This window comes from Streptomyces sp. NPDC050658 (assembly GCF_044457025.1).
Lineage (GTDB): Bacteria > Actinomycetota > Actinomycetes > Streptomycetales > Streptomycetaceae > Streptomyces.
The window spans coordinates 185,123-209,246 of sequence record NZ_JBITGM010000013.1 but is presented as its reverse complement, the minus strand read 5'-3'; the positions used below and the strand labels follow the sequence as shown (position 1 = coordinate 209,246).

The following is a 24,124-nucleotide window of genomic DNA, read 5'->3' as shown; positions in this document are numbered from 1 at the left end:
CCGCGATGGGCGTCTTCGTCTTCCTGCCGCTGGTCCTGCCGCTCACCGCGTGGCCGATCGCCCGGCTCGCCGAGCAGCGGCTGCATCCGCGCGCCGCGACCCGGCTGCTCGGCGCCGTCGCGGGCGTGATGGCGGTGTGCAGCACGCTCTGCCTTGCCCTCCTGATGGTCGTCGGCACGGCCCAACTGCCGGGCAATCCACTGCCGGACGGCTGGTCCGACCCCGAGGTGCGGGCGGCCGTGCCCTACGACGAGTTCGCGGGGAAGGCGGCGATCCCCGCGCTGATCGCGGTGTGCGTGGCCTGCGCGCGGGTGCTCCTCAACCACGTCCGGGTGCGCCGCCGGAGCCTGCGGGCGCTGGACGGGCTGCCGGACTCGCCGGTGGCGGTCCTGACGGACGACGCCCCGTACGCCTATGCCCTGCCCGGAAGGGGCGGGAGCGGGCCGCGCGGCCGGGGCCGGATCGTCGTCAGCACCGGGCTCCTCGCCGGTCTCCGACCCGCCGAGCGGCGCGCCCTGTTCGCCCACGAGCGGGCCCATCTCGCCGCCCGGCACCACCGCTTCCTGCTGGTCGCGCAGCTCGCCGCGCGGGCCAACCCCTTCCTGCGGCCGCTGCGTACGGCGCTGACGTACACGACGGAACGCTGGGCCGACGAGGACGCGGCGCGTGCCGTGCGGGACCGCCGCGTCGTCGCGCGTGCGATCGGCAGGGCCGCGCTGGCGGCCAAGGCCGGGCCGGGTCCGGGGGCCGCTCCCGCGCCGACGTTCGCGGGCCTCGCCGCGCCGGGTCCCGTGCCGCGCCGGGTGGCCGCGCTCCTGGAGCCGGCGCCCGCCGCCCGCATCCGGCCCTCCATGTTCACCGCGGTGGGCCTCGCCGTGTGGTGCGCCGCCGCCGGAACCGCCGTCTCCGCGATGTCCTCCGCGAACTCCGCCGTCACGATGGTCCTGATCCTGCGGGCGGCGACGCCCCTGTAACCGGGCCCGCTCAGAGGTCGAACTCGTGCGGCGGCAGGTCGAGTGCGAAGCACGCCTCCCGCACGACGGCCTGCTCCGTCTTGTCGAAGTCGCCGTCGGCGCCGCCGATCACGATGCCGATCTGGATCACGGCACGGGCCTCCGCGGGCTTCTTCTTCGCCTTGGCCACCTCCTGCATCACGCTGACCTTGCCGAAGGCGAAGTCCGCCGTCAGCTTGGCGATGTTCTCGTCGAAGCGGCGGCGCAGATCGTCGGCGTCGAAGTTCTGCAGCACCTCGTTCGTGGCGATCAGCTGGGCGACGCGCTGCCGCTCGGCCGGATCGATGGAACCGTCGGCCGCCGCCACGAGGGCGCACATCGCCATGCTGGAGTCGCGGAAGGCGCCGCTCTTGAGGTCGTTCTTCTTCGCCATCAGCTGGGTCTGCATCGTCGATGCCGATTCCTTGACGCGGTCCCACAGGGCCATCGGAACTCCATACGTTGTGATACGTCGTTGTACGTCGGTGCAGCCGCCGTACGTTTACTTCTACAGCAATGTAGAAACTAGCAGAGCGCCCGAGAAGTTCCGCCGAACCCGAGGAGGCCGGACGATGACACGGACCGCACAGGAACTGCTCGACTCCGTACGGGCGGAGCTCGCACCCGATCCGTCCGCCAACCCGCTGGTCCCGAGACTCGCCGACGGCACCGCGGACCGTTCCGCCATCACCGCTCTCGCTCTGGAGCAGCGCTCCGTGATCCCGGCGGACCGCCGCTCCTTCGCCCACCTCGCCACCCGCTCGATCGCCGCCGGCGAACCGGAGTGCGCCGCGTTCTTCCGCACCCTCGCCGAGGGCGAGACCCTCGCCCAGGACCGGCTCGGCGCGCTCCTCGCGGCCTGCGGCGTCGACAAGGCCGAGGCGGAGGCGTACCGACCGACGGCGGGCTGCCAGGCCTATCCCGCCTACGTCGCCTGGCTCGCCCTGAACGGCGAACCCGCCGACGTGGTCCTCGCCCTGACCGCCAACTTCGCCGCCTGGGGCGGCTATTGCGGAACGCTCGCCCGCGCCCTGCCCGCCCATTACGGCTTCACCGCCGAAGCCTGCGCGTTCTTCGCCTTCTTCGCCGAGCCCGCGCCCGAACTGGACCGGCAGTCGCTGGCCGCCGTTCGGGCGGGTCTGGACCGCGGCCGCGGCTCGGAGCGGGACGCGCTGCACCACGGGCGGCTGCTCCAGCACTACGAGGCGATGTTCTGGCAGACCCTCGCCGCGCCGGCGGGCGGCGGGCGGGGCCGCGCGTGACCGAACCCGCCCCCGAGCCAGCCGCGATCTCCTGACGGGCGCTTCGGGCAGCGTCAACGCGGCGTTGATCGCCCCGCTGCCCGTGCTCTTCGCGGCGGGTGCGACGCTGGCCCTGCGGATCAGGCGACGGGATCCGGCAGCGTACGAACGACTGACGACGGTGGACGCGGAGAGCGTGTGAGGCACACGTGCGGCGCGTGAGGGAGGACGGCGGAGAGATGACGGACGCGGCGGCCACACGGGTGTTCCAGGAAGCAGCGACCCAGGTGTTCCTCGGAACGGTCCGTACCGGAAGCGACACCCACGGGGACACCACCGCGCTCGCCGTGCGCGACGGCCGCGTGCTCGCCCTCGGCGACGAGGCCCGCGCACTGGCCGAAGGGGCCGACGAGGTCGTCGAGTTGGGCGACGGGCTGCTGCTCGCCGTCTTCGGAGACGGCCACGCGCATCCGCTCTTCGGCGGCCTGGAGAGCTTCGGCCCGCAGATCAAGGAGCTCACCTCGGTCGACTCGATCGTCGCGGAGGTGGGGAGCTGGGCCGCGGCGCACCCGGACGCGGAGTGGATCGTCGGCGCCTCCTACGACCCCGCGCTCGCCCCCGACGGGGAGTTCGACGCACGCTGGCTGGACGCGGCGGTCCCCGACCGGCCCGTCGTGCTGCGCGCCCACGACTACCACACCGTGTGGTGCAACACGGAGGCCCTGCGCCGGGCCGGCGTGACCGACGCGACGCCCGATCCGCGGCTCGGCTGGATCGTCCGGCGCCCGGACGGCACCGCCCTGGGTACCCTGCGCGAATGGCACGCCTGCGACCTGGTGCTCGACCAGGTGCCGGCCCGCGCCGAGGACGAGCTGGTCGAGGCGGTGCGCCGGGCGGCACAGGCGTACGCCCGCGCGGGCATCACCTGGGTCCAGGACGCCTGGGTCGAACCGGAGATGGTGGACGCCTACCTCGCGGCGGCCCGGCGCGGCGCCCTGAGCGTCCGCGTCGACCTGGCCCAGCGCGCCGACCCCGACCGCTGGCGCGAACAGCTGGGCGCCTTCGGCAAGGCACGCGCGCGGGTGGCCGCCGAGGGCGGCGCGCTGCTCTCCGCCCGCACCGTGAAGTTCTTCGGCGACGGAGTGGTGGAGGGCGGCACGGCCGCCATGCTCGCCCCCTATCTGGACGCGCCGCACAGCTGCGGCATGCCCGTGTGGGAGCCGGGCCAACTGGCCGACGCGGTGCGCGCGTTCGACGCCGAGGGCTTCCAGACGCACATCCACGCCATCGGCGACGCGGGCGTAAGGGCGGCGCTCGACGCGATCGAGTCGGCGCGAGCGGCCAACCCGGCCTGGGACCGGCGGCCGGTGATCACCCACGTCCAGATCGTCGACCCGGCCGACCTGCCGCGCTTCGCCGAACTCGGCGTCATCGCCAACTTCGAACCCCTGTGGGCCCAGCCGGACTCGCTGCAGACCGAGTTGTCGCTGCCGAGGATCGGCGTCGCACGCTCCGATCTGCAGTATCCGATGGGGCAGCTCGCGCGTGACGGAGTGCGGCTCTCCTTCGGCAGCGACTGGCCCGTCAGCTCGTACGAACCCCTGGAGGGCATCCAAGTCGCCGTCACCAGGCGTACGTTCGACGGGATGCCGGAAGGCGGCTGGACCCCGCACCAGCGGCTCACCGTCGAGCAGGCGCTGACGGCCGCCACCAGCGGCGTCGCCCACCAGGCGGGCGCCGACGACCGGCTCGCCCTGGAACCCGGAGCGCCCGCCGACCTGGTCCACCTCTGCGCCGATCCGCGCACCGTCGACCCGATGGCCCTGCGGCACATCCGGGTGCTGGGCACCTGGCTGGGCGGGACGCCTACGTACCGGGCGGGGGAGTGACGGGCAGGACGATGGCCGTGACGGCGATCCCGTCACGGATCAGCCAGCGCCCGGAGAAACCGCCGAGCCGCTCACCGGCGACCGTGGGCCCCGGAACGAGAAGCTCCGCGGTGAACGTGCCGTCCGGCGCGAGGTCGAGGCGCGCCTCCTCGAAGCCGAGCCACAGCCCGGTCAGCGGGAACCACGTCTTGTAGACGGACTCCTTGGCGCTGAACAGCAGCCGGTCCCACGGGACGTGCGGATGCCGCTCGCCGAGGGCGGCCAGGGCCGTGCGCTCCGACTCGTGCGAGATCAGCGGCAGCACGCCGGGGTCGGAGATAGGGGCGGCCGGTTCCGCGTCGATGCCGATCGACACGACCGCCGCGTCACGGGCCACCGCCGCCGCGCGGTAGCCCGCGCAGTGCGTCATGCTGCCGACGAAGCCGGCCGGCCAGCGCGGCGCCCCCTTGTCGCCCGGCACGATCGGCGCGGGCGGCACCCCGAGCGTGCCCAGCGCGGTACGGGCGCAGTGCCGGACCGTGGCGAACTCGCGGCGCCGCTGGTCCACGGCGTTCGCCACGGCGGCCGCCTCCTCCGGGAACAGGAAGGGATCGGCGGAGTCCGCACGGGTCTCCACGACGGTGACGGGCGCCGCCGCGAGCAGCTCCCCCAACACGTCCGTACCGCCCGGGACTTCGCGCACGGGATGCGTAGATGACGTCACAACGGATCACCGTACCGGGGGCGGGGCGAACGGGGGTGCGGTTTTTGGGGGCGAGGCGCGGGCCGCGTCCCGGGCAGGCCTCCCCGTCGGCTCCGCCCGGCCGACCGCCTACCCTGGCACGATGCAGGACGAGTACCGCACAGTGGCCCATGAGGCCGTGCACGAGACCGAGGTCAACCGCTCGCGCTTCCTGTGCGCCCTCGCCCCCGCGGCCACCGAGGAGGAGGCCCAGGAGTTCATCGCGCGGATCCGCAAGGAGCACCCGTCGGCGACCCACAACTGCTTCGCGTACGTCATCGGGGCCGACGCCGGCGTGCAGAAGGCGAGCGACGACGGGGAGCCAGGCGGTACCGCGGGGGTGCCGATGCTGCAGATGCTGCTGCGCCGGGACATGCGGTACGTCGTCGCCGTCGTGACCCGCTACTACGGCGGGGTCAAGCTGGGCGCGGGCGGCCTGATCAGGGCGTACGGAGGAGCCGTGGGCGAGGCCCTGGACGCGGTCGGCACGCTTACCCGCAGGCGGTTCAGGCTCGCCACCGTCACCGTCGACCATCAGCGCGCGGGCAAGATCCAGAACGATCTGCGGTCGGCGGGGCGCGAGGTGCGGGACGTGCGCTACGGCGACGCGGTCACCATCGAGATCGGCCTGCCCGAGTCGGACGTCGAGAGCTTCGAGGCCTGGCTGGCGGACGCCACGGCGGGCAGCGCCGCCTTCGAGCTCGGGGGAGAGGCGTACGGGGACGCGTGAATGGGGGTGAATAGGTAGAATTCGGGGCATGGGAGAGCGGTCCGCCGTGCCGACTGCGCCCGAACTCGTCCTCGAGACCGACACCGGCTCCACGGTGATGAGTCCGGGCCACGACTACCACGTGGGGCGGGACCCGCTCAGCGACATCGTCATCGACGACGCCCGCGTCTCCTGGCACCACGCGGTCCTGCACGCCGACCGCGACCACTGGACCATCGAGGACGAGCACAGCACGAACGGCACGTACGCCGACGGGCGCCGCATCCACGAGTGGGGCGTCGGACCCGGCAGCGTCATCCGCTTCGGCAACCTCACCGACGGCCCGCGCGCGGTCCTCGTCGGCCGCGAGCCACCCCCGCCCGCCGCTCCCGAACGCCCGTCCGCCGTCCGCACCCCGTCGGCCACCGGCACCTTCCGGCAGCCCACCACCGTACGGCCGCTGCCCACCCGCACCGTCCGCATCGGCCGCGCCCACGACAACGACCTGGTCATCGACGACCTGGTGGTATCCCGCCGCCACGCCGAGCTGCGGTTCCTGCCGGAGGGCGGATACGAGATCGTCGACCTCGGCAGCCACAACGGCACCTACCTCAACGGCCAGCCCGTCGCCCGCGCCCCGGTCGCCCCCGGCGACATCATCGGCGTCGGCCACAGCGCGTACTGCCTCATCGGCGACGAACTCCAGGAGTACGTCGACACCGGCGAGGTCTCCCTCGACGTACAGGAGCTGACGGTCGACGTGGACCGGGGCCGCAAGCGGCTCCTCGACGGGATCTCGTTCCCCGTCGGCGAGAAGTGCCTGCTCGCCGTCGTCGGCCCGAGCGGCGCCGGGAAGTCCACCCTGCTCAACGCCCTCACCGGACTGCGCCCCGCCGACGGCGGCACCGTCCTCTACGACGGCCGCGACCTCTACCGCGACTACGCCGAGCTGCGCCGACGCATCGGGCTCGTGCCGCAGGACGACATCCTGCACGCCCAGCTCACCGTCCGCAGGGCCCTCGGCTACGCCGCCGAACTGCGCTTCCCCGAGGACACCGAGAAGGCGGAACGCCGGGCCAGGGTCGACGAGGTGATCCGCGAACTCGGCCTGGAACAGCGCGTGGACCAGCCCATCCACAGCCTCTCCGGAGGACAGCGCAAACGCGTCAGCGTCGCCCTCGAACTCCTCACCAAACCGTCCCTGCTCTTCCTCGACGAGCCCACCTCCGGGCTCGACCCCGGCATGGACCGCTCCGTCATGCACATGCTGCGAGGCCTCGCCGACGACGGCCGTACCGTCATCGTCGTCACGCACAGCGTGCTCAGCCTCGACGTCTGCGACCGGCTCCTGGTGCTCGCGGCGGGCGGCCGGATCGCCTACTACGGGCCGCCGCAGGACTCGCTGCCGTTCTTCGGCTTCGAGGAGTGGCCGGAGGCGTTCGAGGCCTTCGAGGGGGACCACGACCGGGACTGGGCGGCGGAGTACCGGACCTCGCCCTTCCACCAGCAGTACATCGTCAACTCCGCCACGCAGCCGTACCTGCCCCAAGGCGCCGTCGCCGCCCCGGCGGCCGGATACGTCGCGCCGCCGAAGGCCCGCAGCCGGCGCTCCCAACTGGGCACCCTGGTGCGGCGGTACGCGGCCGCGCTCGGCGCCGACCGGACCTTCCTCGCGATCATGATCGCGCTGCCCTTCGTGATGGGCGCGATGGCCCGCGCGCTGGCCGGCGGCAGACTGACGCAGGAGACGGCGATGAACGCGCTGCTCATCCTCTGCGTCGGCGGAGTCCTGACCGGCGCGGCCAACGCCGTACGCGAGTTGGTCAAGGAACGCGTCATCTACCGGCGCGAACGTGCCGTCGGGCTCTCCAGATCGGCGTACCTGATGTCCAAGGTCGTCGTGCTCGGCACCATCACGGTCCTCCAGGCCGTCGTGCTGACCCTCGTCGCGCTGCTCGGCGTCGACCTCAACGCGCCGGGTGGCGAAGGCGTGTTGATGCCGCCGCTCGTGGAGATCACCGCGGCCGTCGCCCTGCTGGCGTTCACGGCGATGATGCTCGGCCTGCTCGTCTCGGCGCTGGTGCGCAAGGAGGAGGTGACGATGCCGCTCCTGGTGCTCCTCGCCATCGTCCAGGTCGTGTTCTGCGGCGCCCTCCTGAAACTGCACGGCGTACCCGGCATCGAACAGCTCGCCTGGCTCGTGCCGTCCCGCTGGGCGCTCGGCGCGATGGCGGGCACCATCGGCCTCGGCCGGATCGTCCCCGGCGAACTGACCGCCGATCCGCTGTTCCGGCACTCCGCGGGCATGTGGCTGATCAACATGGGGATGCTGCTCGTCCTCTCCGCCGTCTTCGGATTCGTCGTCGCCAGGCTGCTGCGCCGCCACGAGCCCGCCGTCATGCGGAAGTAGAAGGAGTACGTCCGATGACATCCGCACCCGTGGACTTCCGCCCCACCCACGTCGTCCCCCAGGACGGGATGGCCGCCTGGGAGACCCCCGACGTGAATCGGCCCACGGCACCGCTCGACGCCCTGCTGCCCGTCCAGCTCGTCGACCGGCTCGGCGACTGGGGGCAGATCGTCTGCGCCAACGGCTGGTCGGCCTGGGTCGACGGCCGGCTCCTGATCGCCGTACCGGGCGACCCCCCGGCGGCCGGCCACGCCCTGTCCCGCACGGCGGACCCCCGGCCGCTGCTCGCCCGCGCCGAGGAGGCGCTGGGCCGCTACCGGCGTGCGGCGGAGGAACTCGCGGACGGCGGCGACGGCGAGACCTTCCGGCAGCGCACGCACGGGCTGCGCGTGGGCATGGTCGTCGACGGCGAGGCGGTCTGGCTCTACGACGCGGAACACGAGCGGTGGGTGTACTGCGACGGCACCCGGCTGAGCACGTACGCGGCGGGGGAGGGGCCGAGCGCGCGGTCCGGGGACGGCGGCGGGGCGGCGGGTCCGGAGCCCACGCGGGTGGTGGCCGGTCCGGAGCCCACGCGGGTGGTGGATCCGGTGCCGGACGCGGAAGCCACCCAGCTGGTCCCGCCCGTCGACGCCGACGCCCTGCGACGGCCCGGTGACGCCTGATGGCACCCGGACCGAGCGAGGCGGGCCGGAGCGTGCACTCCGGGCGGCCGTCCGACCTCATCGGCCGGCAGATCGCGGGCTACCGCGTCGAGCGGGAGATCGGCCGCGGCGGCATGGCCGTCGTCTACCGCGCCAAGGACCTGCGCCTCGACCGCACCGTCGCCCTCAAGCTGCTCGCCCCCGAACTCGCCCGCAACGACACCTTCCGCAACCGCTTCACGCACGAGTCGCGCGTCGCCGCGTCCATCGAGCACCCGCACATCGTGCCGGTCTTCGAGGCGGGCGAGACCGACGGCGTCCTGTACATCGCCATGCGGTACGTTCCCGGGCTCGACCTGCGTCATCTGCTCGACCGCTCGGGCCCGCTGCCCGTCGGCACGGCCCTGCGCATCGCCGTGCAGGTCGCGTCGGCGCTGGACGCGGCGCACGACCACGGCCTGGTCCACCGGGACGTGAAACCGGGCAACATCCTCGTCGCCAAGGGCACCGACAGCGACCATCCCGAGCATGTGTACCTCACGGACTTCGGCCTCACGAAGAAGTCGCTCTCGCTGACCGGGTTCACGACCGTGGGCCAGTTCGTCGGGACGCTGGACTATGTCGCCCCGGAGCAGATCTCCGGACGTCCGGTGGACGGGCGGTGCGACGTCTACAGCCTGGCCTGCGTCGTCCACGAGACGATGGCCGGAGGGCCGCCGTTCCGGCGGGACGACGACATGGCGCTGCTGTGGGCCCACCAGTACGACCAGCCGCCTCCCCTCACGGAGCTGCGGCCGGATCTCGCCGGCGGCGTGGACGCGGTGCTGGCCAGAGCGCTGGCGAAGAGTCCTGAGGAGCGGTACGGGTCCTGCCTGGAGTTCGTCGCGGCGTTGCGTGGCGCGGCTTCTGGCGTGGGCGCCGGGGGCGGGGAGGGGCACCCGGCGACTCGGGTGGATGTCCCGGGGGTGGCGGACCCCGGGGTGCCGCCGTCGCCGCCCGCGTGGGCGCGGCCGGTCTTTCGGCGGCTTCCGGGGTGAGGGGCCGGGGTTCGTTGCCGCCTGCGGGCGGTCTGTGGCTTGTCGCGCAGTTCCCCGCGCCCCTTACGGGGCGCTTGACCGGGCGCTCCTGACGGGGCGCAGCCTTGTTGGTTACTCCACTTCGCCCCGTCTGCGGACCCGCCGTGCCAGGAAGCCGCCGATGAAGCCCGAGACCAGGCCCCACCCCACCGCCAACCCCAGCCCGGTCCACAGGCGTGGCCGCAGCTGGACCTGGCCCGACAAGTCGCCGCCCAGGTCTCCGATGCCCAGGAGGGAGAGGCCGTAATGGGCCGAGACGCGGGAGAGGAGGCTGATGGTGAGGACCGTGAGGGTCAGGGCCACCGCCATGTGTACGGCGTGCTGCCAGGCCCGCATCCGGGCCGGTGAGCGCGCCGCCATCAGGAAGGCGGCCCCGAGCACGAGGACCGCGGCGAGCGGCAGCAGCCACCACACCCGGCCATCGTGCTCGGCGAGGGTGCTCAGGTTGAGCGTGGAGTCCTCCGGGGTGCGCAGCACGTCGTCGAGGACCTGCGGCATCGGAAGGCCGAACGGGCCCTCCACGTGGCCCTCCCAGGACGCGCCGAGCCCGAGGGTGAAGGCCGGCCAGACGAGGTTCGGCAGGCCGAGCAGCAGCACCGCGACCGTCTCGGCGGCGTGCCCCCGCGTGGCCGTCACGACCAGACCGGCCACCAGGCCCAGCGCGACGTACGAAAGGAGCAGGACCACCATCGCGAAGGCGGCGGGCCGCACCGACTCCTGGAAGCGCAGCAGCCCGGCCGGCAGCGGCGCCCCGCGCGAGACGAGCAGCGCCACGGCCAGGACGCCCGCGAGCCACAGCAGTCCGTAGAGCAGGGTCAGCGGCACGTCCGTCTCGAAGCCCACCTTCGGGGAGGCGTCAAGGAGTTCACCGATGTCGGCGGCGGCCCCCTCGCCGAGCGAGATCTCGAAGCGGTGCCGGGCCAGCAGTCCGACGCCGATCAGGAGCAGCGCCCACAGGACCGCGATCCGGGCCGCCCAGCCGGCCAGTTCGCTCGCTCCCGCGACCGCCCGGTGCCGCAGTGGCCCGAGGAATCCCGCGGCGGCGACCAGGGCACCGGCGAGGCTGACGGAGAGCGGGAGGACGGAGAGGTCCGCGTTCGTCGCGGCGATGCCGCCCGCGTCCCCGGCGATGTCGACCGAGCCGCCCACCGCCATCACGACCACGGCCGCGACGACGTTCGGGAACGCCCCGTCCGGCAGATCGGCGGCGCCCGCGGCCCACAGGCCGAGCGCGGCGACCACGGCCATCACCAGGAAAGGGGCGAGCACCGCGAGGACGGCATGCGGCCAGCCGTGCGGGGCCCGCCGGTCCTGTGCGGGCCCGGCGTCCTTCGGTCCCCGCGGTGTCTGCTCGCTCACGCTGTCACGCTAAGCAGCCGCACGCCGGTCCGCCCTTCGGGAAGGGCCGACCGCGTCAGCACGCGGGCGTCCGCTTGCGGGCCTCCCGGAACCGGGGCACAAAATAGGCGCGTACGGGTACAAAGCGTCATCCATCGCCGTACGTCGTAGATCCCTCCGCAGGGAAGAAGTGTCCGTGAGCGTCGAACCGCCGTCTTCCGGCCGCCCCACCGGCCCCCCGTCAGGCCCGCTCTCCGGGCCCACGCAGCCGGGCGCCACCCGGCCCGGCGCGAGCACACCGCCGCCCGGCGACCGGCCTTCGGGCCCGCCGAGCGGCCCGCCGGGCGGTCCGCCCAGCGGCGGCGGGAGCCGGGGCGGGGGACCGGGCGGCGACTCCGGCGAGGGTCCCGGCGGTAAGCCCGAACGGCCCTGGTGGCGGTCCGCGCCGCGGGTCGCGGCGATCGCCGCCGTGGTCGTCGCCGCGGTCGTCCTGACCGTCGTCCTCACCCGGCCCGACGGAACGTCCGACACCGCGGGTGAGGTGCTCCTCCAGCCGGCGGGCAAGGCGGGGCCCGACCCCTTCACCGAGTCGACGGCCCGGAAGGACTCCGACGGCCCGTCCCCCTCGCCGACCGCACTGCCCGGCCAGTCGGCGTCGGCGAACGTGACGCGCGGCGTCGACGGATCGGCGCCCGGCCTCTACGGAGGGACGCGGAACGTCGCGAGCTGCGACGTGGAGAAGCAGGTCGCGGCGTTGCGGAAGGACCCGGCGAAGAACAAGGCGTTCGCCTCCGTCCAGGACATCGACCCGTCCGCCGTCCCCGCCTACCTGCGGTCGCTCACCCCCGTACAGCTGCGCATCGACACCCGAGTCACCAACCACGGCTACCGCGACGGCGCGCCCACCGCCTACCAGGCCGTCCTCCAGGCCGGGACCGCCGTCCTCGTCGACGACCGGGGCGTCCCCCGCGTGCGCTGCGCCTGCGGAAATCCGCTGCTGCCGCCGGTCGCCCAGCAGGGCACCCCGAAGCGGACGGGCGAGGCGTGGCCCGGATACCGCGCGTCGAACGTCGTGGTCGTGGCGCCGTCCGTGCAGGTGGTGAACGTATTCGTGATGTTCGACCCGCGCAGCGGCGACTGGTTCGAGCGTGACAAGGGCGACACCGGAGCCGGGGACGAGCCGACCGCGCCGCCGACGGACGAGCCGACGCCGACCGCCTCCGTGTCCCTGTCGCCCCCGCCGTCCGAGGGCGAATCGGACAGCCCTGCGCCGTGCGTGTCGGCGCCCGCCGACGGCTCCCCCTCGCCCCAGACCTCGCCCGGCGGCTCGGCCAGCCCCTGCCCGTCGACGTCCCCGCCGTCGTCCGCCCCGGCCACCGAGGCCTCCTCGGCCGAGCCGCAGCCGCCCTCCTCCGAACCGGAGCAGCCGCCCGCCTCCGATGCCCCCGTGCCGGAGTCGGCGCCGGTGACGGATGGCGGTTCGTGATCGAGCAGGTGCCCGCAGGCGCTAGCGTGGTGGGTGCTGTCGGCGAGGCCGCCCGTGCAGGGGCGGTGCGGGCTCCGGCGGCATAGGAGGGGAATCCATGCGGGCCGGAGCGGCGTCTTGAGAATTCTGCATACGTCCGACTGGCACCTGGGCCGGGCGTTCCACCGGGTGAACATGCTCGGGGCCCAGGCCGACTTCATCGGGCACCTCGTCGCCACCGTGCGCGAGCGCGAGGTGGACGTCGTGGTGGTCTCCGGCGACGTGTACGACAGGGCGGTGCCGCCGCTCGCCGCCGTCGAGCTCTTCGACGACGCGCTGCACCGGCTCGCCGGCCTCGGCGTGCCGACCGTGATGATCTCCGGGAACCACGACTCGGCGCGCCGCCTCGGCGTCGGCGCCGGTCTCATCGGCCGGGCCGGCATCCATCTGCGCACCTCGCCCGCCGCCTGCCACGAACCGGTGGTCCTCGCCGACGACCACGGCGACGTGGCGTTCTACGGCCTGCCCTATCTCGAACCCGCCCTGGTGAAGGACGAGTTCGGGGTGGCGAAGGCCGGTCACGAGGCGGTCATCGGGGCAGCCATGGAGCGGGTGCGGGCCGATCTCGCCGAGCGCGCCCCGGGCACCCGCTCCGTCGTCCTCGCCCATGCCTTCGTCACCGGCGGCGAAGCCAGCGACAGCGAGCGGGACATCACCATCGGCGGGGTCGCCGCTGTGCCCGCCGGGGTCTTCGACGGTGTCGACTACGCCGCACTCGGCCATCTGCACGGCAGCCAGGCGATCAGCGACCGGGTGCGCTACTCGGGCTCCCCGCTGCCGTACTCCTTCTCGGAGTCCGCCCACCGCAAGACCATGTGGCTGATCGGCCTCGGAGCGGCCGGGGAGATCGACGCCGAGCGGATCGACTGCCCCGTGCCGCGCCCGCTCGCCCGTGTCCGGGGACGGCTCACGGAGCTGCTCGCCGACCCGGACCTCGCCCGGCACGAGGAGTCCTGGGTCGAGGCGACGCTCACCGATCCGGTGCGCCCCGACGACCCCATGGCCCGGCTCTGCGAACGCTTCCCGCACACCCTCAGCCTCGTCTTCGACCCGGAGCGGGCCCCCGAGGACCCGGATGTGTCGTACGCGCAGCGCCTGCGGGGCCGCAGCGACCACGAGATCGCGGACGACTTCGTGACCCATGTGCGCGGCGCGGGGCCGGACGAGGCCGAACGGGCGGTCCTCGGGGCCGCGTTCGACGCCGTCCGCACCGATGACACCCTGCGGGAGGTCGCCCGATGAGGCTGCACCGGCTCCGGATCACCGCGTTCGGCCCCTTCGGCACCACCCAGGACATCGACTTCGACGCGCTCTCCTCGGCGGGCCTCTTCCTGCTGCACGGCCCGACCGGCGCCGGGAAGACCTCCGTCCTGGACGCCGTCTGCTACGGCCTGTACGGCTCGGTGCCGGGGCCCCGGCAGGGCGGCGGCCAGGGCGTGACCCTGCGCAGCGACCATGCGCAGTCCGGCGCCAGGACCGAGGTCTGCCTCGAACTCACCGTCGCGGGGCGCCGGTTGGAGATCACCCGGCAGCCGCCCTGGGAGCGCCCGAAGAAGCGCGGCACCGGCACGACCATGGAGAAGGCGCAGAGCTGGCTGCGGGAGTACGAGCCTGGTGACGGCGGCGGCTGGAAGGACCTCAGCCGCTCCCACCAGGAGATCGGCGAGGAGATCAGCCAGCTCCTCGGCATGAGCAAGGAACAGTTCTGCCAGGTCGTCCTGTTGCCCCAGGGAGATTTCGCGCGCTTCCTGCGGGCCGACGCGGAGGCCCGCGGCAAGCTCCTCGGGCGGCTCTTCGACACCCGTAGGTTCGCCGCGGTCGAGCAGCGCCTGGGCGAGCAGCGGCGCGCGGCCGAGGGCGCGGTGCGCGAGGGCGACGCGGCGCTGCTCGCCGACGCGCACCGGATGCAGCAGGCGGCGGGAAGCGACGCCGGGGAGCTGCCCCTGCCTGATCTGGCGCCCGGTGACCCGGGGCTCGCCGAGTCCGTCCTGACCTGGGCCGCCGTGGCCCGCACCGGGGCCCGCGAGCGGCGTGTCGTCGCCGGGTGCGCGCTCGCCGCCGCCGAGTCCGCGCAGGCCGCCGCGGGGCGCCGCCTCGACGACGTACGCGAACTGGACCGGCTGCAGGGGCGGTTCGCGCAGGCCGAGGAGCGGTCCCGGCGGCTCCAGGAGCACGCGGCGGAGCACCGGCGGCACACGGACCGGATGGACCGGGCCCGCAAGGCCGAGACGGTCGCCCCCGCGCTCGGGCTGCGCCGTGCCGCCGAGGAGGAGCACCGGCGCGCCACCGCCGACGAGGCACGCGCGCGTGGCGTGCTGCCCGCCACGTTCGCCGACTCCGGAGCGGCCGGTCTCGCCGCCGCCGCACGCAAGGCGGCCGAAGAGCTCGGCGGCCTCGAATCGGCCCGGCGCGCCGAGCGGCGGCTCGGTGAACTCGGCACGGAACGCGGCCTGTTGGAGCGCGAGGAGCGCGCCGACGACGAGCTGCTGCGGGAGGCGGCGGGCTGGCTCGACGGGTGGGAGACGACCCGTGCCGGGCTCCAGGCCCGTATCGAGTCCGCCCAGGAAGCGGCCACCCGCGCGGAACACGTCGCGGGCCGACTGGAGCCTGCCCGCAGCCGGTTGGAGGCGGCGCGGCGCCGCGACCGGCTCGCCCGTGAAGCGGCCGGCGCGCGCGAGGAGGCCCTCGCCGCCGGGGAGCGTGCCGGTGCCGCGCACGAACACTGGCTCGCCCTGAAGGAACAGCGGCTCAACGGCATCGCCGCCGAGCTGGCCGCCGGGCTCACCGACGGCACCCCGTGTGCCGTCTGCGGCTCGGCCGAACACCCGGCCCCCGCGCCGAAGTCCGCGGGCCACGTCGACCGCGCCACGGAGGAGGCCGCCCTCGCCGCCTACCGGCAGGCGGACGACCTGCGCACACGGGCCGACGGGCGCCTCGCCGAGCTGCGGGAGGCGCTGGCGGGGGAGGCGGCCACCGCCTCCGGGACCACGGCCGCGCCGGACGCCGGACAGGGCCCCTCCGTCGAGGAACTCGCCGCGGCCGTCGAGCAGTTGCGGGCGCAACACGCCGAGGCGCACGGCCGCGCCTCCGACCTGCACGCGGCCAGGGAAGCCCTCGCGCTGGCCGAGCGCGAGCACGACCGCAGGGTCGCCGCCCGGCACGAGGCCGCGCTCAGGGCCTCGTCCCGCGCCACGCGCCGCGAGGCGCTCGACCGCGAACAGCAGGGCCTGGAGGCCGAGTTGGCGCGGGCGCGCGGAGTCAGCTCCAGTGTCGCCGCCCGCGCCGGGCAGCTGGCGCGGCAGGCGGAGCTCCTGACCGCCGCCGCCGACGCCGCCCGCGCCGCCGACGAGACCGCCCAGCGGCTCAAGGACTCCGACGCGCGACTCGCCGACGCCGCGTTCCGCGCCGGGTTCGACACGCCGGGGGACGCGGCCGAAGCGCTCCTCGACGACGCGCGCCACCGCGAACTGCAGCACCGGATCGACGCATGGCGCAGCGAGGAGGCGGCCGTGCGGTCCCTGCTCGCCGAAGCGGACACGGCCGCCGCCGCACAGCAGCCGCCCGCCGACGTCCGCACCGCCCAGGACGCCGCCGACCGGGCGGACGCGCGGGCACGCGCGGCGGCCTCCGCGCTCGACGCGGCGGACCGCCGCTGCGGCGAACTCGACCGGCTCTCCCGCCAGTCGGCGGCGGGCGCACGGCGGCTCGCGCCGCTGCGCGCGGACTACGACCGCGTGGCGCGGCTCGCCGGACTCGCGGCGGGCACGTCGGCGGAGAACGAACGCAAGATGCGCCTGGAGTCCTACGTCCTGGCCGCCCGGCTCGAACAGGTCGCGGCCGCCGCGACCGCGCGGCTGCTGCGCATGTCGTCGGGCCGCTACACCCTCGTCCACTCCGCCGACCGCACCGGACGCGGCCGGTCCGGGCTCGGACTGCACGTCGTGGACGCCTGGACCGGCCGCGAGCGCGACACGTCGACGCTCTCCGGCGGCGAGACGTTCTTCGCCTCGCTCGCGCTGGCGCTCGGCCTCGCCGACGTCGTCACCGACGAGGCAGGCGGCGTACGCCTGGACACGCTCTTCATCGACGAGGGCTTCGGCAGCCTTGACGACCAGACGCTGGACGAGGTCCTCGACGTACTGGACTCGCTGCGCGAACGGGACCGCAGCGTCGGCATCGTCAGCCATGTCGCCGATCTGCGACGCCGCGTCCACGCGCAGCTGGAGGTCGAGAAGGGGCGTGCCGGGTCGGTCGTACGGCAGCGGGGCGGGGGCTGAGGGACCGGTTCAGGGCTCAGCGGCCCAGCGGGCGCCTGGGCAGGGGCGAGGAGTAGACGACGCTGGTGGTCACCGAGCCCAGCGCGCCGATCCGCCCGGCGACCTCCTCCAGGTGGTTCATCGAACGCGCCGCGACCTTGATCACGAAGCAGTCGTCGCCCGTGACGTGGTGCGCCTCCAGGATCTCGGGGGTCACCTCGATCAGATCGTGGAACGGCTTGTAGTTGCCGTTCGGATAGCGCAGCCGGACGAACGCGAGGATGGGCAGGCCGAGCCGCTCCTGGTCCACCACGGCCGCGTACCCCTGGATGACGCCCGCCTCCTCCAGGCGCCGGACCCGTTCGGTGACGGCGCTCGGGGACATGGAGACGGCGCGCGCCAGCTCGGCAAAGCTGGACCGGCCCTCCCGCTGGAGGACGTCGAGGATGCGCCAGTCGGTGGCGTCGGTGGAATAACCCGTCATGGCTGAGAGGTAACAGGGGATTCCCCGGCGGATCAAGGGGTTGACAGGGGATCGGACCGGTGCGTGTGCCGCGCGGGGCAATCCCCGGTCCAGCCCGCCGACCGCCGGGAAATCCCCGGCCGATCGGGCGTGACGCCGGGGAACGGACCTTCAGGGTGATCCGGATCGACCGTAGATTTCTTGCCATGAGCACTACGACGCAGACCCCGCCCCCGGCCACTTCCGCCGCTCCGGCCCAGGCCGCCGCCCCGAACCCCGTGCTGCGCGTGCCGCCCGCAGCCCCGGCCGCCGCGGCGGCGTACTTCGGCGCGAGCCTCGCCTTCCATGCCGACGTGTCCGACGTCGCCGCCGCGCTCGCCGCCGACGGCGACCCCGGGTTCACCGTCATCGACACCCGCTCGACCGCGTCCTGGGACCAGGGGCACGTCCCCGGCGCGATCCACCTCCCGACCGCGCTCATCCCCGAGCAGGCCGGGCAACTCCTCGACAAGGCCGTCCCCGTGGTCACCTACTGCTGGGGTCCCGCCTGCAACGGCGCGACCCGCGCCGCCCTCGCCCTCGCCGAACTGGGCTTCCAGGTCAAGGAGATGCTGGGCGGCTTCGAGTACTGGGCGCGCGAGGGCTTCGAGTTCGAGACCTGGGAGGGCCGCGAGCGGCGTACGCGCGATCCGCTGACCGCGCCGGTGGACGCGGAGGACTGCGGCTGCTGAGGCAGGGGGGGGCACGGCGCCGAGCGGGAAGGACGGCCGGGGCGCGCCCGCGTCAATTCCCGTGCGCCCGGGCCCATGAGGACCCATGATGATCTGTCATGCCCCTACTCCCGCCCCCAGCCCCCGAAGCCCTGCGCCGCGACCCCCTGCCGCTGCGCGGACGCACCGCCCTGGTCACCGGGGCCAGCAGACGGGGCGGCATCGGATATGCCGTGGCCCGGCGGCTCGCCGCGTACGGCGCGAGTCTCTATCTGCATCACCACGTACCGCACGACGCCGCGATGCCCTGGGGCGCCGACCGGACCGCCGACGTCGTCTCCGGCGTACGCGAGGCACTCGGTGATCCGGCGGCGCGGGTGCACGAAGGGCCCGGCGATCTCGCCGATCCCGCGGCGCCCGGCGAGCTGATCGGCGCGGCGGCCGACGCGCTCGGCGGGCGGATCGACATCCTCGTCGCCAATCACGCCGTCAGCGGCGAGGACGGCACCCTCGACGATGTCGACGCCGCCATGCTCGACACCCACTGGGCGGTGGACACCCGCTCGGTCATCCTGCTCGTGCAGGCCTACGCCCGGCTGCGGGCCGCGCTGCCGCCGCGTACGCCCGGTGGCCGCGTCGTCATGATGACGTCCGGCCAGGACATCGCGGGCGGCATGCCGGGCGAGATCGCCTACAGCCTGCAGAAGGGAGCCCTCGCCTCCGCGACGCGCTCCCTGGCGACCACGCTCGCCGACCTCGCCGTGACCGTGAACGCGGTCAACCCCGGCCCCGTGGACACGGATTACCTCACGGGCGAGGACTACGCTGCGGTCGCCGCGCGCTTTCCCGGCGGACGCTGGGGCATGCCCGATGATCCGGCCCGGCTCATCGCGTGGCTGGCCACGGACGAAGCCGAGTGGATCACCGGGCAGGTGATCGACTCGGAGGGCGGGTTCCGGCGCTGACCGCCGGAGCCCACCCCGCTCAGAGCGCGGACAGCTCGTCCACCAGATCGTCCAGGCCCAGCGAACCCTGCGACAGCGCGGCCATGTGCCACGCCTTCGCGTCGAACGCGTCGCCGTGCCGCCGGCGCGCGTTCTCCCGGCCGAGCAGCCAGGCACGCTCGCCCAGCTTGTAGCCGATGGCCTGGCCGGGGATGGAGAGATAGCGGGTCATCTCGCTGGCCACGTACTCCGAGGGGCGGCTGCAGTGCGCGTCGTAGAACTCCTCGGCCAGGTCCGGGGTCCAGCGCTCGCCCGGCCGGAAGGGCGAGTCCGCCGGGATCTCCAGCTCCAGGTGCATGCCGATGTCGACGATGACCCGCAGCGCGCGCATCATCTGGGCGTCCAGATAGCCGAGCCTGCGCTCGGGTTCGGTCAGGAAGCCGAGCTCGTCCATCAGCCGCTCCGCGTACAGCGCCCAGCCCTCCGCGTTGGCGCTGACGATGCCGACCGTCGCCTGGTAGCGGGAGAGGTCCGAGGCGACGTGCGCCCACTGGGCGAGCTGGAGATGATGGCCCGGCACGCCCTCGTGGTACCAGGTCGAGACCAGGTCGTAGACCGGGAACCGGGTCTCGCCCATCGTCGGCAGCCAGGTGCGGCCGGGGCGCGAGAAGTCCTCGGACGGTCCCGTGTAGTAGGGGGCCGCGGCGCCGCCGGGCGGGGCGATGCGGGACTCCACCTTCCGTACCCGCTCGGCGAGTTCGAAGTGCGTGCCGTCCAGCGCCTCGATCGCCTCGTCCATCAGCTCCTGCAGCCAGACCCGGACCTCGTCCACGCCCTCGATGTGCGCGCCGTGCTCGTCGAGGTGCGCGAGCGCCACCCACGGCGTGGCCGCGCCGGGCAGGATCTTCTCGGCCTCGGCCTTCATCTCGCCGAGCAGCCGGTGGAACTCGGACCAGCCGTACGCGTACGCCTCGTCCAGATCGAGGTCGGTGCCGTTGAAGTAGCGGGACCAGCGGGCGTACCGCTCCCGGCCCACGGTGTCGGGGGCGCCCTCGATCGCGGGCGCGTACACGTCCCGCATCCAGTCCCGCAGCTCCACGACGGCTCCGGTCGCGGCACGCGCCGCGGCGTCGAGCTCGGCACGGAGCGCGTCGGGGCCGTCCGCCGCGAACTCCTCGAACCAGCCGCGTCCCGCGCCGCCGGACTCGGCCCACTCGCCGAGCTGCCCGATGAACGTGTCGGTCGGCCGGGGCGCCGCGAACAGCTTGCGCTCCAGGCCGAGTTCGAGCGACGCACGGTATCCGGCGTACGCGGCCGGGACCGCCCGCAGCCGTTCGGCGATCGCCGCCCAGTCCTCCTCCGTGTCCGTCGGCGTCACGGTGAAGATCTCCCGTACGGCGTGCGGGAAGTGGTGCAGATTGCCGACCTCGCGCAGCCCCTCGTCCGCGTCGTGCACGGCGAGTTCCGCGGTGAGCCGCTCCCGCAGCAGACGCGCGCAGCGCCGCTCGACGTCGCTGTCGGCGCCCGGCGCGCGCTCGGCCTCGTCGAGCCGGGCGAGCGTGGTGCGGGCCAGTTCGGCGACGGCCTCCAGACCGGCGGGGGAGGCGTCAGGGAGCTTGCTGTGGCTCGCTTTGACGCCGAGATAGGTGCCCTCGATGGGGTTGAGGGCGATGAACTCGTCCACGTACGCGTCGGCGATCTCGCGGGGCAGCGGGCTGTGGGGCGGGAGCGTTGTCTCTGACATGCGCACATACTCGTACGCGGGACGTGCCCGCGTCATCACGATTCACTGGCGGCTTCGCCCGAGAGGCCGGCGTCCGGGCCCGGCGGAAGCAGCGGCCCGCACTCCCACTGCTGGAAGATCAACCTCGTCTCCACCCGCGCGACTTCGCGCCGCGACGTGAACTCGTCCAGGACGAGCCGCTGCAGATCGGCGGTGTCGGCGACCGCCACATGCACCAGATAGTCGTCCGGGCCCGTCAGATGGAAGACTGAGCGGGACTCGGGCAGCGCCCGGATCCGCTCCACGAACGGACCGACCAGCTCCCGGCGGTGCGGCCGGACCTGCACGGACAGCAGCGCCTGAAGGCCACGGCCGAGTTTCGCCGGGTCGAGCCGCAGCTGATGGCCCAGGATCACCCCGGCGCGCCGCAGCCGGGACACCCGGTCAAGGCAGGTCGACGGCGCGACGCCGACCTGCGCCGCGAGATCCCGGTAGGTGGTCCGGGCATCGTTCTGCAACAGCCGCAGTATGCGGAGATCCACCGCGTCCAGTACGACAGATTCGGCCACCTGCCGAACGTAGCACGGGATTCAACGATCGGTCATCGGCCGCTGTTCAGGATCTGCGGCATGGACACGAACACGCAGCACCCCGCCGGATCCGGCCACCCAGACCCGTCCGCGGCGCGTGCCCTGGCCACCGAGGCGGTGCACGCCGGCCGCGACGACCTCGCGGGACTCGGTCTGCACGCCGCACCGATCGATCTGTCCACCACCTATCCCTCGTACGACACCAGGGGCGAGGCCGCACGGCTCGACGCGTTCGCCGCCGACGGCGTCCTGGACGACGCCCCGCCCGTCTACGCCCGCCTCGGCAACCCGACCGTGGCGCGTTTCGAGACGGCGCTCGCCCGGCTCGAAGGCACCGAGAGCGCGGTCGCCTTCGCGAGCGGCATGGCGGCGCTCACCGCGGTCCTGCTCGTACGGGGAGCGGCCGGTCTGCGTCATGTCGTCGCCGTCCGCCCGCTGTACGGCTGCAGCGACCACCTCCTGACGGCGGGGCTCCTCGGCTCCGAGGTGACCTGGGTCGACCGAAGGGGCCTCCCCTGCTCGAACGAAGCTGAGAGCTTGGGGAAGGGGATCGCGGAGGCCATCCGCCCCGACACGGGCCTGGTGATGGTGGAGTCGCCCGCGAACCCGACCCTCGCCGAGCTGGACCTGCGCGCGGTGGCGCACGCCTGCGGGACCGTGCCGCTGCTCGCGGACAACACCTTCGCCACGCCCGTCCTGCAGCGCCCGGCGGAGAGCGGCGCCCGGCTCGTGCTGCACAGCGCCACCAAGTACCTCGGCGGCCACGGCGACGTCCTGGGCGGAGTGGTCGCCTGCGACGAGGAGTTCGCCCGGCAGCTGCGCCAGGTCCGCTTCGCCACCGGCGGTGTGCTGCACCCGCTGGCCGGCTATCTGCTGCTGCGGGGCCTTGCCACGCTGCCGGTCCGGGTCCGGGCCGCCTCCGCGACGGCGGCGGAGCTGGCGCGCCGGCTTGCCGCCGACCCGCGCGTGGAGCGCGTGCACTACCCGAGCATCGGCGGCGCCATGGTCGCCTTCGAGGTGCGCGGCGATCCGCACGCGGTGACCGCAGGGGTGCGCCTCATCACCCCGGCGGTGAGTCTCGGCAGCGTCGACACGCTCATCCAGCATCCGGCGTCCATCAGCCACCGCGTCGTGGACGCGGCGGACCGCCGCTCGTCGGGCGTGAGCGACGGCCTGCTGCGGCTGTCGGCCGGCCTCGAGGACGTCGAGGACCTGTGGCGGGACCTCGACGGGGCGCTGGGCCCCGTCGAGTCCGCGGCGAAGGAAGGTGCGACGACGGGTACGAGGGCGGGTGTGGCGGTCGGTGCCTCGGCCAGCGGTGCCTCGGCCGGTGCTACTCGCCCTGCCGCCGCCCGCAGTTGACGTCCTGCCACTGCTGGTCGTACGGCGGCCGTGAGACCACCTCAGTCGCCTCCAGGCGGGCCGTGATCACCAGCGTGCCCTCCTCGATCTGGTAGTCGAGCGGAAGCCCGAGCCCGCGCATCGCGGCGACCATGCCGGTGTTGGACGCCTGCGTCACCGCGTACACGCTCTCGCAGCCCGCCTCGACGGCCAGGCCCACCAGGCGGCGCAGCAGTTCGGTGCCGATGCCGCGGCGCTGCCAGTCGTCCTCGACGAGCAGCGCGATCTCCGTCTCGTCGCCGTCCCACAGGAGGTGGCCGATGCCGACGACGCGGCCGGAGGCGGTCTGCACCGCCAGGGTGCGGCCGAAGCGCGGGCTGAGCAGGTGGTTGAGGTAGCGGTCGGCGTCCTGCACGGGGCCGTGGTAGCGCATGCTCAGGGTGCGCTGCGAGCAGCGGTCGTGCATGGCCTTCGCGGCGTCGGCGTCGTCCGTGTCCGCTCGCCGTACGGTGATGGAGTTGCCCTCGGCGAGCGTCAGGACGTCCTGGCTGCGCGGGATGCGCGGGCCGAGCCGGGTGTCGAGCTCCACCAGGGCGCGGGCCCGGGCGAACTCGGTGGGCGTGAACGGCAGATAGGGCCGCTCGACCGTGATCACCTCGCCCTCCGGGGCGCGCAGCCGCAGCACGGTCCCTTCGAGGACGCCCTCGACCGGAGCGCCGTCGGCGGTCGAGGGCGCGTCCTCGGCGGGCGCGGGCCGCGCGCCGGCGGGCAGCGAGCGGATGGTGCAGCGGCCCAGCAACTGACGCAGCGCGAGCGGAAGTTCGGCGGCGTCGAGGGCGGTGCGGGTGGCGAGGCCGAGGATCCGGGTGGGGGCGTCCACCAGGTCGTGGGCGTCGGCCCGCTCGATCCAGGTGCCCGAGCCGCCGGCCCGCGCGATGCTCCGGGTGATCTCGGCCGCGGTGAGTTCCCCGGGTGCGCGCAGCAGGAACTCGTCGACCGTACCCTCGGCCAGCGGGTGTGCCTGGAGGCTCAGGATGTCGACCCGGCCGTGCGCCAGGGCCGTGCACAGCGCGGCGAGCGAGCCCGGTGCGTCCCGCACGGTGGTGCGCATCCGCCACAGCGTGGTCGCTCCGGTGGCCTCTTCGTCGGCGGTCTCTTCGCCGGTGTCCGTGGTGGTCCCGGCCGTCCGCGCGGTGACGGTCGGCCGGGCGCCGGTATCGGGCGCCGCCGGTGGGGCATGCGTGTGGCGCCGTGCCCACCATGTGTGGAACCCGGCCGTGGCGATCAGCACCACGGCCGAGATCACGAGCAGGGCGGGGCCGTCGGGGCCGTGCCCGATCAGGTTCGCCACCGCGTCGGCCACGGCCACGGCCGTGAAGAGGGCGGCGAGCTCCACCAGGTCCCGCCGCCAGTGGTGGACGGGCCGGCCGTGCCTCGTCCGTGTCACATCAGTCATCTCAGCGCTCATACGGCCACTGTGAAGGAAGGGTGTTGCGTGATCACGAACGTTCTGTGACTGATGGGTTAAGACGCCCTTTGTCCTTTTGATGAC

20 protein-coding genes are annotated in these 24,124 nt (G+C 74.0%); 13 read left to right on the top strand and 7 right to left on the bottom strand.

Translation table 11 applies throughout. The features are described from left to right. The first annotated feature begins 5 nt into the window (after positions 1–5). A complete protein-coding gene (locus ACIBKX_RS34920) occupies positions 6–974 on the top strand; it encodes a M56 family metallopeptidase (protein ID WP_363274791.1) in 969 nt (322 codons plus the stop codon). A gap of 10 nt (positions 975–984) precedes the next feature. On the opposite strand, the gene ACIBKX_RS34915 is transcribed toward ACIBKX_RS34920, so the two are convergent. Then, positions 985–1,440 carry a TerB family tellurite resistance protein gene (locus ACIBKX_RS34915; protein ID WP_363274790.1) on the bottom strand — a complete coding sequence of 152 codons (456 nt, stop codon included), beginning with the start codon at positions 1,438–1,440 and terminating at the stop codon, positions 985–987. A 124-nt stretch (positions 1,441–1,564) separates the two neighbouring features. Between ACIBKX_RS34915 and ACIBKX_RS34910 the strand changes: the two genes are divergently transcribed. Together ACIBKX_RS34910 and ACIBKX_RS34905 are read left to right on the top strand one after the other, a co-directional pair. Beyond that, entirely contained in the window at positions 1,565–2,254 is a 690-nt protein-coding gene (locus tag ACIBKX_RS34910) for a transcriptional regulator (RefSeq protein ID WP_363274789.1), read from the top strand. A gap of 218 nt (positions 2,255–2,472) precedes the next feature. After that, positions 2,473–4,122 (top strand): amidohydrolase, encoded by a 1,650-nt coding sequence (locus ACIBKX_RS34905; protein ID WP_363274787.1) that lies wholly within the window; start codon positions 2,473–2,475, stop codon positions 4,120–4,122. On the opposite strand, the gene ACIBKX_RS34900 is transcribed toward ACIBKX_RS34905, so the two are convergent. Then, entirely contained in the window at positions 4,100–4,804 is a 705-nt protein-coding gene (locus ACIBKX_RS34900; protein WP_363274786.1) for a 4'-phosphopantetheinyl transferase superfamily protein, read from the bottom strand. The two genes, ACIBKX_RS34905 and ACIBKX_RS34900, sit on opposite strands and share 23 nt — an antisense overlap. Before the next feature lie 142 nt (positions 4,805–4,946). Between ACIBKX_RS34900 and ACIBKX_RS34895 the strand changes: the two genes are divergently transcribed. From ACIBKX_RS34895 to ACIBKX_RS34880, 4 genes are read left to right on the top strand one after another with little or no spacing between them, the layout of a single operon-like run. Then, positions 4,947–5,573, top strand: coding sequence for a YigZ family protein (locus ACIBKX_RS34895; protein ID WP_363274785.1), 627 nt, complete (start codon positions 4,947–4,949; stop codon positions 5,571–5,573). Positions 5,574–5,601: 28 nt separating this feature from the next. After that, positions 5,602–7,962 carry an FHA domain-containing protein gene (locus tag ACIBKX_RS34890; RefSeq protein WP_363274783.1) on the top strand — a complete coding sequence of 787 codons (2,361 nt, stop codon included), beginning with the start codon at positions 5,602–5,604 and terminating at the stop codon, positions 7,960–7,962. Positions 7,963–7,976: 14 nt separating this feature from the next. After that, entirely contained in the window at positions 7,977–8,627 is a 651-nt protein-coding gene (locus ACIBKX_RS34885; RefSeq protein WP_363274781.1) for a hypothetical protein, read from the top strand. After that, positions 8,627–9,643 carry a serine/threonine-protein kinase gene (locus tag ACIBKX_RS34880; protein WP_363274780.1) on the top strand — a complete coding sequence of 339 codons (1,017 nt, stop codon included), beginning with the start codon at positions 8,627–8,629 and terminating at the stop codon, positions 9,641–9,643. The genes ACIBKX_RS34885 and ACIBKX_RS34880 overlap by 1 nt, the downstream gene beginning before the upstream one ends. A 111-nt stretch (positions 9,644–9,754) precedes the next feature. Here ACIBKX_RS34880 and ACIBKX_RS34875 read toward each other — a convergent pair whose 3' ends face one another. Next, positions 9,755–11,041, bottom strand: a complete 1,287-nt coding sequence (locus ACIBKX_RS34875) for a streptophobe family protein (protein WP_363274779.1) — start codon at positions 11,039–11,041, stop codon at positions 9,755–9,757. A 175-nt stretch (positions 11,042–11,216) separates the two neighbouring features. Between ACIBKX_RS34875 and ACIBKX_RS34870 the strand changes: the two genes are divergently transcribed. The 3 genes from ACIBKX_RS34870 (at position 11,217) to ACIBKX_RS34860 (ending at position 16,822) form a co-directional block, all read left to right on the top strand. Next, positions 11,217–12,506 carry a DUF6777 domain-containing protein gene (locus ACIBKX_RS34870; protein WP_363274778.1) on the top strand — a complete coding sequence of 430 codons (1,290 nt, stop codon included), beginning with the start codon at positions 11,217–11,219 and terminating at the stop codon, positions 12,504–12,506. Positions 12,507–12,623: 117 nt separating this feature from the next. Further along, a complete protein-coding gene (locus tag ACIBKX_RS34865) occupies positions 12,624–13,787 on the top strand; it encodes an exonuclease SbcCD subunit D (protein WP_363274777.1) in 1,164 nt (387 codons plus the stop codon). After that, the gene (locus ACIBKX_RS34860) at positions 13,784–16,822 is read left to right on the top strand and encodes an SMC family ATPase (protein ID WP_363274776.1); all 3,039 of its coding nucleotides are present in this window, start codon (positions 13,784–13,786) and stop codon (positions 16,820–16,822) included. Before ACIBKX_RS34865 ends, ACIBKX_RS34860 begins: the two co-directional genes overlap by 4 nt. 16 nt (positions 16,823–16,838) lie before the next feature. Here ACIBKX_RS34860 and ACIBKX_RS34855 read toward each other — a convergent pair whose 3' ends face one another. After that, on the bottom strand, positions 16,839–17,285 hold the full coding sequence (locus ACIBKX_RS34855; RefSeq protein ID WP_363274775.1) for an Lrp/AsnC family transcriptional regulator: 447 nt from the start codon (positions 17,283–17,285) through the stop codon (positions 16,839–16,841). A 185-nt stretch (positions 17,286–17,470) separates the two neighbouring features. Between ACIBKX_RS34855 and ACIBKX_RS34850 the strand changes: the two genes are divergently transcribed. Together ACIBKX_RS34850 and ACIBKX_RS34845 are read left to right on the top strand one after the other, a co-directional pair. Continuing rightward, a complete protein-coding gene (locus ACIBKX_RS34850; RefSeq protein WP_363274774.1) occupies positions 17,471–17,995 on the top strand; it encodes a rhodanese-like domain-containing protein in 525 nt (174 codons plus the stop codon). 98 nt (positions 17,996–18,093) lie between these two features. Next, positions 18,094–18,939, top strand: a complete 846-nt coding sequence (locus ACIBKX_RS34845; RefSeq protein WP_363274773.1) for an SDR family oxidoreductase — start codon at positions 18,094–18,096, stop codon at positions 18,937–18,939. A gap of 19 nt (positions 18,940–18,958) precedes the next feature. On the opposite strand, the gene ACIBKX_RS34840 is transcribed toward ACIBKX_RS34845, so the two are convergent. Both ACIBKX_RS34840 and ACIBKX_RS34835 read right to left on the bottom strand, forming a co-directional pair. After that, positions 18,959–20,662 carry a DUF885 domain-containing protein gene (locus ACIBKX_RS34840; protein ID WP_363274772.1) on the bottom strand — a complete coding sequence of 568 codons (1,704 nt, stop codon included), beginning with the start codon at positions 20,660–20,662 and terminating at the stop codon, positions 18,959–18,961. 35 nt (positions 20,663–20,697) lie between these two features. Beyond that, entirely contained in the window at positions 20,698–21,210 is a 513-nt protein-coding gene (locus tag ACIBKX_RS34835; protein ID WP_363274771.1) for an Lrp/AsnC family transcriptional regulator, read from the bottom strand. Between the two features lie 60 nt (positions 21,211–21,270). On the opposite strand from ACIBKX_RS34835, the gene ACIBKX_RS34830 reads away from it, so the two are divergent. Further along, a complete protein-coding gene (locus ACIBKX_RS34830; protein ID WP_363274770.1) occupies positions 21,271–22,593 on the top strand; it encodes a PLP-dependent transferase in 1,323 nt (440 codons plus the stop codon). On the opposite strand, the gene ACIBKX_RS34825 is transcribed toward ACIBKX_RS34830, so the two are convergent. Continuing rightward, positions 22,565–24,040 (bottom strand): GNAT family N-acetyltransferase, encoded by a 1,476-nt coding sequence (locus ACIBKX_RS34825; protein WP_363274769.1) that lies wholly within the window; start codon positions 24,038–24,040, stop codon positions 22,565–22,567. The two genes, ACIBKX_RS34830 and ACIBKX_RS34825, sit on opposite strands and share 29 nt — an antisense overlap. Positions 24,041–24,124: the final 84 nt, after the last annotated feature.